This window comes from Pseudomonas sp. IT-P74, assembly GCF_949768175.1.
In the GTDB taxonomy this organism is placed as follows: Bacteria; Pseudomonadota; Gammaproteobacteria; order Pseudomonadales; family Pseudomonadaceae; genus Aquipseudomonas.
This window is the reverse complement of record NZ_CATKQD010000002.1, coordinates 65,144-79,118: the sequence shown is the minus strand read 5'-3', so window position 1 is coordinate 79,118 and position 13,975 is coordinate 65,144. Positions and strand designations below refer to the sequence as shown.

The 13,975-nt window shown below is 59.3% G+C and carries 14 protein-coding genes; 6 read left to right on the top strand and 8 right to left on the bottom strand.

The features are described 5' to 3' along the window. Window positions 1-115 precede the first annotated feature (115 nt). From ACM6J5_RS01815 to ACM6J5_RS01800, 4 genes are all read left to right on the top strand, one after another. Window positions 116-715: a hypothetical protein gene (locus tag ACM6J5_RS01815; RefSeq protein WP_414927682.1), complete on the top strand. Its 600-nt coding sequence runs from the start codon at window positions 116-118 to the stop codon at window positions 713-715. A 129-nt stretch (window positions 716-844) separates the two neighbouring features. Then, on the top strand, window positions 845-1,687 hold the full coding sequence (locus tag ACM6J5_RS01810; protein WP_150673829.1) for a DUF6502 family protein: 843 nt from the start codon (window positions 845-847) through the stop codon (window positions 1,685-1,687). Then, entirely contained in the window at window positions 1,684-3,297 is a 1,614-nt protein-coding gene (locus tag ACM6J5_RS01805; protein WP_414927681.1) for a DUF5666 domain-containing protein, read from the top strand. The genes ACM6J5_RS01810 and ACM6J5_RS01805 overlap by 4 nt, the downstream gene beginning before the upstream one ends. Window positions 3,298-3,400: 103 nt before the next feature. Next, window positions 3,401-4,150: a hypothetical protein gene (locus ACM6J5_RS01800; protein ID WP_095941920.1), complete on the top strand. Its 750-nt coding sequence runs from the start codon at window positions 3,401-3,403 to the stop codon at window positions 4,148-4,150. A gap of 93 nt (window positions 4,151-4,243) precedes the next feature. On the opposite strand, the gene ACM6J5_RS01795 is transcribed toward ACM6J5_RS01800, so the two are convergent. The 3 genes from ACM6J5_RS01795 to ACM6J5_RS01785 form a co-directional block, all read right to left on the bottom strand. After that, window positions 4,244-5,047, bottom strand: coding sequence for a 2OG-Fe(II) oxygenase (locus ACM6J5_RS01795; RefSeq protein WP_095941738.1), 804 nt, complete (start codon window positions 5,045-5,047; stop codon window positions 4,244-4,246). Between the two features lie 84 nt (window positions 5,048-5,131). Next, entirely contained in the window at window positions 5,132-5,941 is an 810-nt protein-coding gene (locus tag ACM6J5_RS01790) for a glycosyltransferase (protein WP_414927680.1), read from the bottom strand. Window positions 5,942-6,274: 333 nt separating this feature from the next. After that, window positions 6,275-6,760 carry an adenosine-specific kinase gene (locus tag ACM6J5_RS01785; RefSeq protein WP_095941740.1) on the bottom strand — a complete coding sequence of 162 codons (486 nt, stop codon included), beginning with the start codon at window positions 6,758-6,760 and terminating at the stop codon, window positions 6,275-6,277. Window positions 6,761-7,119: 359 nt separating this feature from the next. On the opposite strand from ACM6J5_RS01785, the gene ACM6J5_RS01780 reads away from it, so the two are divergent. Next, window positions 7,120-8,292, top strand: a complete 1,173-nt coding sequence (locus ACM6J5_RS01780; RefSeq protein WP_414927679.1) for a hypothetical protein — start codon at window positions 7,120-7,122, stop codon at window positions 8,290-8,292. A 231-nt stretch (window positions 8,293-8,523) separates the two neighbouring features. On the opposite strand, the gene ACM6J5_RS01775 is transcribed toward ACM6J5_RS01780, so the two are convergent. Genes ACM6J5_RS01775 through ACM6J5_RS01765 form a run of 3 tightly spaced genes read right to left on the bottom strand, consistent with a single transcriptional unit; the run spans window position 8,524 to window position 10,678 of the window. Further along, window positions 8,524-8,994, bottom strand: a complete 471-nt coding sequence (locus tag ACM6J5_RS01775; protein ID WP_414927678.1) for an arsenate reductase ArsC — start codon at window positions 8,992-8,994, stop codon at window positions 8,524-8,526. Between the two features lie 29 nt (window positions 8,995-9,023). Further along, on the bottom strand, window positions 9,024-10,307 hold the full coding sequence (locus ACM6J5_RS01770; RefSeq protein WP_095941755.1) for an arsenic transporter: 1,284 nt from the start codon (window positions 10,305-10,307) through the stop codon (window positions 9,024-9,026). A gap of 23 nt (window positions 10,308-10,330) precedes the next feature. Then, on the bottom strand, window positions 10,331-10,678 hold the full coding sequence (locus ACM6J5_RS01765) for a metalloregulator ArsR/SmtB family transcription factor (RefSeq protein WP_095941756.1): 348 nt from the start codon (window positions 10,676-10,678) through the stop codon (window positions 10,331-10,333). A gap of 154 nt (window positions 10,679-10,832) precedes the next feature. On the opposite strand from ACM6J5_RS01765, the gene ACM6J5_RS01760 reads away from it, so the two are divergent. After that, the gene (locus ACM6J5_RS01760) at window positions 10,833-11,336 is read left to right on the top strand and encodes a GNAT family N-acetyltransferase (protein WP_414927677.1); all 504 of its coding nucleotides are present in this window, start codon (window positions 10,833-10,835) and stop codon (window positions 11,334-11,336) included. A gap of 42 nt (window positions 11,337-11,378) precedes the next feature. Here the strand turns inward: ACM6J5_RS01760 and ACM6J5_RS01755 are convergent, their stop codons facing one another. Further along, window positions 11,379-12,212, bottom strand: a complete 834-nt coding sequence (locus tag ACM6J5_RS01755) for a DUF2950 domain-containing protein (protein ID WP_414927676.1) — start codon at window positions 12,210-12,212, stop codon at window positions 11,379-11,381. A gap of 80 nt (window positions 12,213-12,292) precedes the next feature. After that, window positions 12,293-13,831: a DUF3300 domain-containing protein gene (locus tag ACM6J5_RS01750; protein WP_414927675.1), complete on the bottom strand. Its 1,539-nt coding sequence runs from the start codon at window positions 13,829-13,831 to the stop codon at window positions 12,293-12,295. Window positions 13,832-13,975 lie beyond the last annotated feature (144 nt).

The following is a 13,975-nucleotide window of genomic DNA, read 5'->3' as shown; positions in this document are numbered from 1 at the left end:
ACGTTAAAGAATTCAGAAGAAGCTGTAGGTTTGACAGTCTGCTCCCATGCCGCTCCCGGATTGCAACGCTTATGGCGTTGACACTGTTCGCGGTAAATCACCAGGAGAATGCACGATGAACAATTACCTGTTTTTCAAGAGAGGATTGCTGGCGCTGGCAATTGGCGGTGTCCTTTCGGCTTCCATCGTTCTGGTACCAGATTCCATTTCCCATGACTCCAGTGCCTATGCCAAGGATGGTGGTGGTGGTGGTGGTGGTGGTGGTGGTGGTGGTGGTGGTGGTGGTGGTGGTGGTGGTGGTGGTGGTGGAAGCGGCGGTGGCGGCAATGGTGGTAGCGGTGGCGGTCACGGCGGCAACAGTGGGAGCGGTGGCCATGGTGGCAATAGCGGAAGCGGCGGCAACAGTGGCCACGGTGGTAACAGTGGTCACAGCGGCAGCGACCATGGGAATTCAGGCCATGCCGGTTCTGGTGGCGCGAACTCCGGTCGCGGTGGTACGCATGCTGAAGCGGGGGATGATCACGGCAATCACGTCGGCGGTGAGCCGGGTGATGACCACGGCGTCCACGTTGGCGGTGAGCCGGGTGATGACCACGGCGTCCACGTTGGCGGTGAGCCGGGTGATGACCACGGTGTCCACGTTGGCGGTGAGCCAGGTGATGACCGCGGTGTCCATGTCGGCGGCGAACCCGGCGACGACAACAGCCGGATCTGAGGCGTTTTGTGATTCATGCAAAACCCCGGGGACCGGTTTTGCATGAGTCGTGGCAAAAATACGTGCGTGGTTTCATGGGATTATTTCCCACATGGCTATACTGGGGTTATCTATCCAGGAATTCGCTGAATGCAATCGTCCACGCTGCCCACCTCGCTCCTCAAAGCCTTGCGGCATGTCATGCAGCCGCTGGTGCGCCTGATGCTGCGCAAAGGCGTCACCTACCTGGTGTTTGCCGACCTGCTCAAGGAGGTTTTCGTCGAAGTGGCGGACCGTGAGTTCCGCCTGGGCGAGAAGGCACCAACCGACAGCCGCATCAGCCTGCTCACCGGCGTGCACCGCAAGGATGTACGGCGCTTGCGCAATACCGGCGACCCGGCTGCCTCCACGCTTCCGGAAAACATCACGTTCGGTGCGCAATTGGTCAACGCCTGGGCCAAGGCGCCCTTTTGCAACGACGCCGGCCAGCCACTGCCGTTGCCTCGATTGGCCAGTGTCGGCGGCGATCGTTCCTTCGACGCCTTGGTGGCGAAGGTCAGTACCGATATCAGGGCGCGGGTGGTGTTGGACGAGTGGCTGCGTCTGGGGGTCGTGCGCCTTGACGAGCAAGAACGCGTGCATCTCGAAGCGCAGGCCTTCGTGCCACAAAAGGGCTTCGATGAGAAAACCGCTTACCTGGGGCATAACCTGCACGATCATGCCTGCGCTGCAGTTCACAACCTGAGCAGCGACGCCCCGGCCTTTTTTGAACGCAGCGTCCACTATGACGCACTGACCCCGATGAGCGTCGAGGCGTTGCGCCAGGCCGTGGCCAGCGAAGGAATGCAGGCCCTGTTGAGCTTCAACCGACTCGCCGCCGAACTGGAGTTCCGGGACCTGCCCAGCCTTGAACCACGCCAACGCATCACGGTCGGCTTGTACTTCTACACTGAAGCTACCGATACCCATTCGCCAAAAGCCCCTGAACCATGACCGTCAAATTGCGCCTGATTCGTGCAGTCGCCCTCGTTCTGGGCCTCGCGCTTCCGATTGTGTTGCAAGCCGCTCCGGCCTGTGTCAGCCAGAATGACGCGGGCACCAGCGAAGTGCCGGTCATCCAGGCACCGGGAGGCACCGGCGGCACGGGCGTAGCGCCTGGCGGCATGGGCGGTACCGGCATCGATACCGACAACGGTGGAGTCGGTGGTACCGGCGCGCCACTGAAAAAACGCCCGGGCGGTATTGGCGGCACCGGGGCCGTTGCAGGCGGCGTGGGTGGTACGGGTATCAGCAACGATAACGGTGGGATCGGAGGTACCGGCATTGTCGGCACCATCACCGGGTTCGCCTCGATCTGCGTCAATGGCGTGGAAGTGCACTTCAACCAAAACGTTCCTGTCAGCGAGAACGGCATTGCCACCTCCAGTACCCGCCTGGCGATAGGCCAGGTGGTTGCCGTGGAAGCGTTCAACTCCCAGCGCGGTCTGGAGGCCGGACGCATTTCTATCCTGCACGCCTACGAAGGCCCTTTGACAGCCCTGCCGCGCGATTCCATGCCCATGCGCGTCATGGGACAACCGGTACGCCTGGCCAAGGGTGCCCAGGTCGCTGCCGACCTGCGCCCGGGCGATCCCGTGCGGGTCAGTGGGTTGCGCGATGCTCGAGGCGAAGTGGTGGCCAGCCGCATCGACCGGGCACTCGGCCTCAAGGAGGCCAGTGCCATCGGCCCGGTGGATCGCAGCGGCTATCTCCACGGGCTCAAACTCAGCAACCACTCGGGCCCGGCGCAGGAAATGCTGGTGCGCGGCCACTGGTCCGGTCGCGAGCTGGACGTGAGCCAAAGCCGTCCCGACCCGAGCCTGCCTTTCATTGGTCGGGCACACAATGCAGTGATCGAGGGCCTGGTACAGGTCCGGCAGGAGCGCCATTTGGTGGTGGGCGGCTTTAATGTGAAGCTGGCGCGCGACACCGTGTTTGTCGGTGTGCAGGCTTCGCAGCTGACGCTGGATCGACGCGTGCGGATCAATGGCGTGTTCACCGGCGCGCGGGAGGTGCAGGCAACGCGTATCGAATTGCCCCGCGAGGGCTCCGATTCCCCAGCCAACAACCGACACGGACGACTCGGCAGCAATGAGCAAGACACCGACGATTCAAGCGGCTCAGGCAATTCGAGCGACTCGAGCGGCTCCGGCAACTCTGGCAACTCTGGCAGTGGGAGCTCCGGGAGCTCGGGCAGTGACAGGAGCGGCCGCTCCGAGAGCGCAGGCAGTGTCATCGACGATACTCGCCACGGGGGCAGTGACAGTCATGGCGGTGGCGACAATATAGAACGCGTGGACGTGAACGTGAACGTGGACAAGTCTGGCAAATCAGAGCGAGTCGAAAGGGTCGAGCAATCCGGCAAAGGCGAGAATGTGGAGAGGGTAGAGCGGGTAGAGAAAGTAGAGAAGGTAGAACGTGCGGAGAAAGTCGATCGACCTGAAAAGATCGAAAAAATTGATCGGCCGGAAAAAGTCGAGAAGGTTGAAAAGGTTGATCGGCCAGAAAAAGTCGAGAAGGTTGAACCAGTTGAAAAAATCGATCACTCCGGCAGGTCGGGTTAAAACAGTGCAGCCATGATGCACTTTCGTCATAAGTAACTAGGCTGGGTAAGTCACGCAACAAAACATGCGTGTGAACTTCGATGACGCCAGACACGAGGTGAACATGGACCCCAAGCGCATCCTGCTCGTCGGTTGGCTTGCCAGCCTGTCCTTGCCGGCCTTGGCCGATACCTTCACGACCTCGATCGGAACCGACTACTCTCGGGGCGACTATGGCACCGGTACCATGTCCGAAACCTGGTACGTCCCGCTGGTGGGCAGATACGAAACCGGTCCCATGACCTACAAGCTCACCGTGCCCTGGCTACGCATCACCAATCCTTCGGTCGGCCCTGACGGCGAGCCGCTGCCCGGCGGTTGCGGCAAGGTGGAAAGCGGTCTGGGCGACACCGTTGCCGGTGCCGACTATGCGGTGCTGGACGGCAGCGTTGGCGGGCTGTTCGTGGACCTGATCGGCAAGGTCAAATTGCCCACCGCCGACGAAGACGAGTGCCTGGGCACCGGCAAAACCGACTATTCCGCCCAGGTCGATGTCGCCAAAGCCTTCGGTCGTGTGACCGGGTTCGCGACCCTGGGCTGGAAAAAGTTCGGCGACCCGTCGGGCTCCGACTTCGACAACCCGATATTCGCCGGCCTGGGCTTTGCCATGCCCGTGTTTGCGCGCACCACGGCGGGCGTGTCTTACGACTGGCGGCAGAAGGTCGTTTCCACCGGCGACGAGATCGAGGAGCTCACGCTCTTTCTCACGCACAAGCTCAATCAGGAATGGAAGTTTCAGTTGTACGCCGTCAAGGGCTTTTCCGACGCCAGCCCGGACGGCGAGGCCGGACTGTTGCTTAGCCACGCTTTCTGATTCCTGGCCGTTGCCTGTCAGGTTGCCTCCAGCATTGATGGGCTTCACCGCATCGACTCAGGCCCTTTGCCTTGTTCCCGGGCGTTTTGCAGGTCAGTTTTTCTTCTTGATCAGCTTATTAATGTAGTACTTCAGGCTTAAACGATCCTTGGGCCTTGGCTTGTAGTGGGTTTTGTTTCTTTGTGCCGGATCGATCGCCATGGTTCCCGCAGTGTAGTAATAAAGCGCAATAGACCTGCGGGTGATGTGTTCCGGAGTCGTTAAAGGCTCCGGGTGCCCATGATTGCTGTCCTTGTCTGTGTTGAAAATGACACAGCGATTGTAAATGGGCAGGACTTTTTTAAGGCAGGTCTTCATGCCGACGTCCCAAAGCTCTAGGTTGCCGCCGTATTCCTCTTGCCAGTCTTCATTCAGATAAATGATGATGTTCAGTCTGCGTTCAACATTAAGTTTTTTGTTGAGCCTGAAGTCCGAGTGCACCCCCAGGAAACCACCGCTTTTCGTTTCATGCAGGCCGCCACCGCTAAAGTAGGGGTCGGGTATCAATCCTTCGATGCCAGTGAGCTTTTCAAGAAACTGCAACATGGGGGCCGAGTTGAAGGCGTTGAAAACGGTCTTCAAATAGGGGTCGCATTCGTTGGGGCTGATTTGACGTTTGCGTTGACCTTTATAGCCGCGCTCGTAGAGCATTTCATTGTTGGTTGGCTCGACCGGGAAGTGCGAGCAGATGCTCGCAATCAGGTCTTCGTGCAAGAAGTTGTCGAGGACTATGTGCGGAAATGGCGTAGCCTGAACATAGCTGCCGGTCAACGAAGCACCAAAGGCGCTGGCGGCATTCTGGTCGAAATCAAGCTCCGGGGACAGGGTGATAGGTAGTGCTTGAGTGATGGGTGCCATTACCGCTCCAATGACCTGATATAAAAATGTATGGGTGACTTCACACAGGGTTGAACGCCCCTGCTCATTGCGTCTATTCGCCGCTCACGCTGTCCTGTCGTCCTTGTTCAGACGCTTGAGGATGTTGTTGTACATCTTGGTTCGCCTATGGGTTTCACCATAGCCGCCAACCGCAGCAACAGTGCCGGACTGAATGTGATCCAGATAGCTGAAGATTTTACGCGGTGATAACATTTCAATGACATAACCAAGTTCGGTCATGCGGTCCTGGAGGGTATAGCCTGGCACGCGATCATCCATCGAAAAGTGCATGTTGTGCTGTTTGACAAGTTTGCAGTTCCACAAGGTGCAGAAACTTTTCAAATAGACTTCTTTGTACGGTTTTGGCTCTCTGGAACGCAAACCCATGGAGATTTTCAGGCGTCTGAAGTGGTGTTTAAATAGTCGTGAGCTAAAGCGCCAGGCGGTTCTCATGGTGCCGCGGTTAATTTGCTCGACACAACCGACGGCCGCGACCTTCGGGTTTTTCAAGCATTTATTCAACATCATCGAAAAAACATTCTTGTCGAAAACAAATGTATCGGTGTGCATCAGAAATAAATAATCGGTGTCAATTCGCTCCAGAACCAGGTCAAGTGCCTTGCCATGGGCAATATGGCCCGCTTCTGGTTCGGAAATAGAGCGCTCGATCAAATTGATCCAGTCAAGCGTTCTTAAATACTCAGTGCTCTCATCGGCGGAATAGTTGTCAACCACCCATACCGGGACGTTGTTGTTGCCGAAATGCTGGTGCAATAAGTCCAGGCATATCTTGGTAATTTCTGGTGTTTTGTAATTTACTATAACTATGCTGAAGGCTTTGGAGCTTTCGGCCTGTAAATCAGGGTTGTTCATCGTTCAGGTGCTCAATGTTATTTTATTTAATTGTATGAATGAACTTGTATACAATTTTTGCTTGTTCGTCGCGCAAAATTATGCATGACCATAGAGCACAATTTGTTAAGTCGCTTTGTCATGCATAATAACCACGGATTGCTCAGGCCCGATGGAGAGCAGTAGAAGCGGACTTCATCGTATAAGGATCTGCCCTGCAGGTAAACATTTTGACTTGATTAGTTACACCAGGAGGCCGATCAGGTCATCCCCTGCAGTCCCGGCCCAAACAGGGCGTCACGCGCCGCGTATCATGCACCGGTCGAGCGTGTTTGGGGGGGGGCGCCCTGCCACTCACAGCTTGTAGCCAATCTGCCGCAACAAGTTCTTGCGCCACAGAATGTCTTCATCGCCTTCGATGTCATGGGCACAAAAGCCATCCACTACGCCCAGGATCGCTCGCCCTTGCTGCGTCTCGGCGAGAATCACTTCGGTCGGATTGGCTGTTGCACAAAAGATACGGCATACCTCTGGAACCGTTTTGATGGTGTTCAACACGTTCAGCGGATAGAAACCTTCGCCCAGGAAAATGATGAAGCTATGGCCTGCTGCGATGGCTTTCGCATTTTTCTGTGCAAGTTCAATCATTGAGCTATCGGTGCCAGACCATCGCACCAGGCATTTGCCGGAGGCTTCACAAAAGGCCACGCCAAACTGGATGCCTGGCACGGTATTGACCAGCGCTTCGTGGATGTCCTCGACGGACTTGATGAAATGCGTCTGACCCAGAATGAAGTTCGTCTCATCCGGTTTTTCGATTTTCAACGTGATGAGTTGCATCTCAAACGCCTCCTTTCACGATGTTGCCAAGAGAGCCAGGCAACAAACCAAGCATAGCTACTCATTTGCCATTGCTGCGTCTTCTGTCTGCTGTTGGCCGATTGCTCAACGCGTGCCGCGGACCTGATATCCGGTCGTTGACACTTGTGCTGACAGTACTAATCTAAGTGGTGTGGGAATATTTCCCACGCTAAGATGCCAGCTGGCTCTGAAGGATCGTACGGATACCGCAGTGGCTCGTTGCTGCTGCCTATTCATGGCCGTGCCGGTTGGGTGGCCGCTCCAGTGGGCGGCCGGGAACTCACTGGACATTGCGTTCGATACGGAGGTGACAACGCAACTCCAAGCGGAGGTGCATCATGCTGCTCAAGAAATGTTTGTTGGCTCTGGCAATAGGCGGGGTCCTGTCGGCATCGACTGTTCTGGTGCCCGATTACATCAGTAGTTTCTCCAGCGTGTATGCCAAAGATGGTGGCAGCGGCGGTGGTGGTGGTAGCGGCGGAGGCGGTGGCGGTCACGGCGGTGGCGGCGGTTCCGGAGGCGGTGGTCACGGTGGTGGCGGCGGTTCCGGGGGCGGTGGTAACGGCGGTGGCGGCGGCTCCGGAGGCGGCGGTCACGGTGGTGACGGCGGTGGCGGAGGCGGCCACGGTGGTGGCGGCAGCGGCGGCGGTGGTCACGGTGGCGGCGGTGGCTCCGGCAGTGGAGGCTCCGGAGGCGGTGGTCATGGTGGTGACGGCGGTGGCGGTCATGGTGCAACAGGCCATGGCGGTGACGGTCGCGGCGATGCTGACCATGGTGGTATGGCCGGGAACAGAGGCCCGGGCAATGCGCGTGACAACGACGATGACAATGGTGCCATGGCCGGGAATAGAGGCCCAAATAGAGGCCCAGGCAAAGCGCAAGACAACGATGATGACAACGACGCGGATAACGCCGCCGATGCAGCCAGGGAAGCCGCAGAAGATGCCGGTGACGCTGCAAGGGAAGCGGCAGAAGACGCCGATGACGCTGCAAGGGAAGCCGCGGAAAACGTTGGTGACGTCGCAAGGGAAGCCGCGGAAGACGTTGGTGACGCTGCAAGGGAAGCTGCAGAAGACGCTGCTGACGCTGCCCGGGAAGCCGCGGAAGACAGAGGCGTTGCCAGAAATGACGCTGATGTAGCCAGAGACGCAGCCAAGGCTGATGCAGACGCAGCCCGGGATGCGGCAAAAGCCGCTGCTGATGCAGCCCGGGACGCCGCCAGAGCTGAGGCGGATGCAGCACGGGATGCCGCAAGAGCTGCTGGCGTACCGCGCGCAGAGGCCGATGCAGCCAGAGACGCTGCCCGGGCCGCCGCGGATGCAGCCAGAGACGCCGCCAAGGCCGACGCAGATGCTGCCAGGGATGCAGCCAAGGCTGATGCGGATGCTGCCAGGGACGCAGCCAAAGCCAAGGCGAACGTAGCCAGAGAGGCTGACAAAGCCAAGGCGCGGGCGGCCAGAGAGGATGTGGCTGACGCACCGGATTTCGATACGGTTGAGATAGAGAACTAGGCCCGCACGTTCGGCAATGAACACGGCAGGTCTACCCGTCGATGACGTCCCGGGGGTTTGAAGGACGTATCGGCAATGAGTCGCAAGCCCTTAAGAATCGCGGGGCTTGCGACTTTTTTTCGACATATGCCGCAGGTCTGAAACACTGACGAGGACGACGCTATCCGCTGGCGATGGGCTGGGTCAGTGAGGTGTCGAGATTGGGCAGGGGATGGGTCATGGGGGCTCCGGTCAAAGCGTGCCGATGCGGTCGAGTTCCCGCTTCAGCGCATCGCGGTCAAGTTGTGCAAAAGGCAGGTCGAGCAATGCCCGGCAGCGTGTTTCGATGCGCGCCAGGGTTGAGTGGAACGCAGCCGATACCATCGCTTCGTCTCCCTGTATGTCCGATGGGTCTTCCAGGCCCCAATGAGCTTTCAGTGCCGGCCCGAAATACACGGGGCACGCTTCACCGGCGGCCTTGTCGCAGACCGTAATGATGATGTCCGGCGGGTTGGCTTCGAAAGCCTCATTGCCTTTGCTGCTCAAGCCGTCGATGGCGATACCGGCTTCTTGCAACGTGCTCAGGCTGCGGGGCAGCACCTGGCCCTTGGGGAAGCTGCCGGCACTGAACGCCTCGAAACCTTCGGGGGCGAGATGGTTGAACATGGCTTCGGACAGGATGCTGCGACAGCTATTGGCGGTACACATAAACAGAACGCGCATGGTGACTCCTCTTTGCAGTCGCACGGGGGCTAAACGCTCAGGCGCAGGGCCAGGGCAGACAGGGTGATGAACAGAATCGGCAGCGTCAGGACCACGCCGACCTTGAAGTAGTAACCCCAGGTAATGCGGATGCCCTTGCGCTCCAGGACATGCAGCCAGAGCAGGGTGGCCAGGCTGCCGATGGGGGTGATCTTGGGGCCCAGGTCAGAGCCGATGACATTGGCGTAGATCATGGCTTCACGCACCACACCGGTGGCGTCGCTGGCCTGGATCGACAGGGCACCCACCAGCACCGTCGGCATGTTGTTCATGCCCGATGACAGCAAGGCCGTGAGCAGCCCAGTGCCCAGCGCGGCGCCCCAGATGCCGAATTCGGCCGTGCGGTTCAGGGCCATGGTCATGTAGGTGGTCAGTCCGGCGTTTTTCAGCCCGTATACCACCAGGTACATGCCCAGCGAAAAGATCACGACCTGCCAGGGCGCCTCACGCAGCACCCGTCGCGTTGAAATCACATGCCCACGCGCCGCCACGGCGAACAGCATCGCGGCACAGACCGCTGAGATGGCGCTGATGGGAATGCCCAAGGGTTCCAGGGCAAACAGCCCGATCAGCAGCAGAGCCAGGACCATCCAGCCGACGCGGAAGGTCAGGGGATCACGCACGGCGCGTCGCGGATCCATCACGTCATCGAGAGCGTAGTGCCTGGGAATGTCGCGCCGGAAAAACCAATACAGCACCACGAGGGTGGTCGCCACGGCAACGAAGTTGACCGGCACCATGATGGCGGCGTACTCGCTGAAGCCCAGGTCGAAGTAGTCAGCCGAAACGATATTGACGAGGTTGGACACCACCAGGGGCAGGCTCGCCGTGTCGGCAATGAAACCGGCCGCCATGACGAACGCCAGGGTAGAGGCTGGCGAAAAACGCAGTGCGAGCAGAATTGAAACGACGATGGGGGTCAGGATCAGGGCTGCACCGTCGTTGGCAAACAGGGCGGATACACCGGCCCCCAGCAGTATCGTGAATACGAACAGGCGCCGCCCGTCACCCTTGGCCCAGCGTGCCACATGCAATGCGGCCCACTGGAAAAACCCGGCCTCATCGAGCAGCAGACTGATGATGATCAGCGAGATGAAGGTCGCGGTGGCGTTCCAGACAATGGCCCACACCAGCGGAATATCGTGCAGTGTAACGACGCCTGCCAGCAGGGCCAGGATGGCGCCCAGGGAAGCGCTCCAGCCGACGCCCAGGCCCTTGGGTTGCCAGATGACCAACACCATGGTCAGCAGGAAAATGGTAAATGCAGTAAACATGAACAGTCTCGATGAATGAAAGGTCAGCAGCAGGCGGAAGTGTTCAGCGGACGGTCGCCCATCGCGGCAAGGCGAGTGCTGTCGTTCGCAAGCCAGTCGGCGTTTGCCAGCAAGGTCGTTTCGAGAACGTCGCGAACCCACGCGGGCAGATCGGGGTTGAGCCGGTAATACACCCACTGTCCCTGACGGCGGTCGAGAAGCAGGCCGCAGCCGCGTAGCTGTGCAAGATGGCGGGAAATTTTAGGCTGACTGTCGTCAAGGGCGCAGACCAGTTCACACACGCATAACTCGCCTTCACGAGTGATGAGCAAAGTGGCCCGGGCGCGGGTTTCGTCGGACAGGCATTTGAATACGGCGGCAGGATTGAGCATTGGCGCGGCTCTGTATATATGGTTATTCGAATATACGTTTTTCCATATGTACTGTGCAAGCCGCTCGCGTTCGAGAGGAGGAAGGCCCGGCCAGGTTGTTCAGGTATGAGATAGACTCGAGCCAATTCGGCGCAAGACACAGCAGAGGTGATGAATGGAATCATTTAGCGTTCGCGAGCTGAAAAAGACTGACGCTCAAGCGTTGCTGGCGTTCGAAATCGAGAACCGTGAATGGTTCGAATCCCATATCGATGCGCGCGACCCTTCTTTTTACTCGTTGCAGGGTGTCGCCGATCATATCGAAAGCTATTTGTCCGATTTCGCCATCGGTGCCTGGCACCCCTTTGTCATTGAGGATTCCAGTCAGAGAATCGTCGGTCGAGCCAATTTGAAACGCATCGACTCATCGACCCGTTCCGCTGAAGTCGGCTATCGGATTGCCGAGTGCGCATGCGGCCAGGGGCTGGCGACACTGGCGCTGAGGCATTTGATCCAGGAATCGCGGATGCGCTGGGGGCTTGCGCAACTGGTTGCCTATGCCTTCAAGGAAAACCTGGGCTCGCGAAAAGTACTTGAACGGTGCGGATTCAAGCTTGAGCAACCCTCCTGCAACGACAGCACGGGGGGCGAAGACCGATTTGTCCTGTCGATCAGATAACGGCTTTCAACCGTTCTGAAGGCTGGTAGCAGGTCACGCCTGCTACTCCTGATCTTCAGGCACCTCTTTCCAGCTGTCATCCGGATCGAAGCGCTTCATCGCCAGCGCCAGTTTTTCACTCTCGGGCCCCAGGTCTTTCTCGAACACCTGGCCTTCATGACTGATCATGAAACTCATCACGCCAGTGTCGTTGTACTTCGCCGGCCAGGCGATCAGCGCAAAGCCGCGGCTCATCTTGTCACCGATGAGGTAGCTGTAGGCACCACCCGGTGCCGAAGGACCCTGGCCATGAAGGATGCGGAAGCGGTAGCCATGCCATTCTTCGTCGGCGATGGCTTTGCCGAACGAAGGCCCCAGCGGGCTGATCTGGCCGCTGTCGTCTTCGGCCCAATAGAGTCCGTCGTGTTTGCCGGGGGTGCTGAAGATTTTCTGCGCATACTCGAGTGCGCCATCATCGTCACGATCCACCGACGCATAGTCCATCTGGGCATCGTGATAGGCCAGCACCGATTGCACCGCGGCAAGTTCATCGCGGCCGATTTGACGTGCACGGGTCTCGGCACTGCCGGCCTTCATGTCGAAGCGCCAACCGTTCTCGTTTTTTGTCAGGGGGATAGGCAGTGTCCAGTTCTCACTGCCGACCGCCAGGACAGCCTGACGGTCACTGGTGTTTTCAAAGTGGTGTTGCTCGCGATATTGCTGCAAGAACGCATCCACATCTTTGCGCTGCACGCCTTCACGGGGGATGTAAATGTGCCAGTCATTGCCCAGCAGTTCGGTCAGGCGTGCCTGGTCGGCGTGCTCCGTGCCCAGTGCTTCGACAAAGGCTTCTGCAGCCTTTTCCGGGGTTGGAAAGGCCTGCTGGGCCGTCGCCATGCACGACCACGACAAGCCGGCGGCTATAACCAGTACATGAAGGAGAAAGCCCGTGAGTCCCTTCAATCGAGGATGGTTTTTCAACGACGGCTCCCCCTTTGACGCGCTGGTGGATTGGACGGCCGGCTGACCTGGTGACCGCCCGATCGCGAAGCACTGGGGCGTTGGGCGGATGCCTGGCTGGCCCGGCCACGATTGGCCTGGAGGTTGGCCTGGGACGGTGAGCGTGCGCCGGCGAACGCATTGTTGCGGGCACTGCCGGCACTGGCGGCGGGCCGTTTGTTCGTCGTTTGCCGCGTCTGCGCGGAGCCTTCTCTGCGCTGATCCAACTGGGCGCTCTGGTTCCTGGCCTGCTGGGTCTCCCTCCTGGGCTGCTGATTCTCTCGGGTGTTTCTGGCCGTGTCCTGGCTTCTGTCCGCCGCCCTCGGCCTGTCCGCACCGGCCTGCAGCCGATCGCCGCCTGCGCTTGCGGACTGGAGTTTGCGCGTTTGATCACGGGCTTCGAGATTGCTGGTGGCGGGTCGTTCGATACCGTGCTTGTCCATTGAGCTGCGGGCATTTTCACGGGCCTGGGCGCGCTGGGCATTCTCTCCGCGATAGGCTTGACGCTGATTGGCGCCGTTCAGTTGCCGGCCGTACTGTGCGCGGCTCGCATTGTCTCGATAGGGCACGCCATTGCGATGCACCGGATTGTGCTGCCATTTGTTGTTGGTGATCCGGTTGTTGGCGTTGATGTTGTTGTAGCGATTGACGTCGATGTCGACGTCGTTATTGCCCCAGTCGCATTCACCCCACAACGATCCAATGATCGCCACACCGGCACCGAACGCGAGTCCGGCCATCAGGGCCTGACCAGGGTAATAGGCCGGTGGCGGCGGATAGTACGCGGGCGGCGATGCCGGGTAGGGCCAGGTGCCGTAGGTGGTTGTGGGGTTATAGGTGGGGACGTACACCACCTGCGGATCGGCAGGCTGGATGATGATGGTCGAGTTGCCGGCCGGGGCCGGTTCAGGGGTTGGGGCCGGTGCCGCAGTCGTGGTTGCCGGTGCCGGCGCCGCGACATTCTGGATCGTCACGTTCTGATACTGGTTGCTCTGCAGATTGCCGGCTGCCTGGGCCTGGCGCCGCAAGCGTTGCGCGCTTTCCATGAGATCGTCGGGCTGCGCCAGGAAGGCATCGCCCAGGCGTTGGACCCAGACGGGGTCCTGTCCCAGCATTGCCAGCACTTGCGGGAAGGCGACCAGTGCCTGCACGCTCGGATCCCAAGGCTGATTCGCCACCTGTTTGACCGCATCGTCCCCCTTGGCGTCCGGGTGAGCTTTGGACCAGCTGACTGCCTCGCCGACTTCTCCGGGGTAGGTGGTGGCCATCAGCACCTGTGCAAACAGTGGGTCCGGGTAAAGCGCAATGGGCGCCAGCATCTGATCCAGCTGTTCCTGGCTAAACACCGGATCCTTGGTCACCGGCGCGGCGGGCGCTGTCGTGGCTGCGCTTGCCGGTGTAGCGGCGGCGGGTGCCGGGGCCGGTGCTGTAGCGGTTCCATCCGTACCCAGTGCCAGGCAGGGCGATCCGCTCAAGAGCAGTACAGCCGACAACGCGTAAAGCAATGGATTGTGCATTGCAACCCCCATGGGGTCAGGCAGGTTTGAAATGAGTGGATCAATCCCTGGCGGTGAAAGCCGTTTTTGAAAGCCACAGAGCCCGGCCTTGGCACCGCTTCCTAATGGTAGCAGTTGATTCGAAGAGTCAAGGCCGGCTGAAAA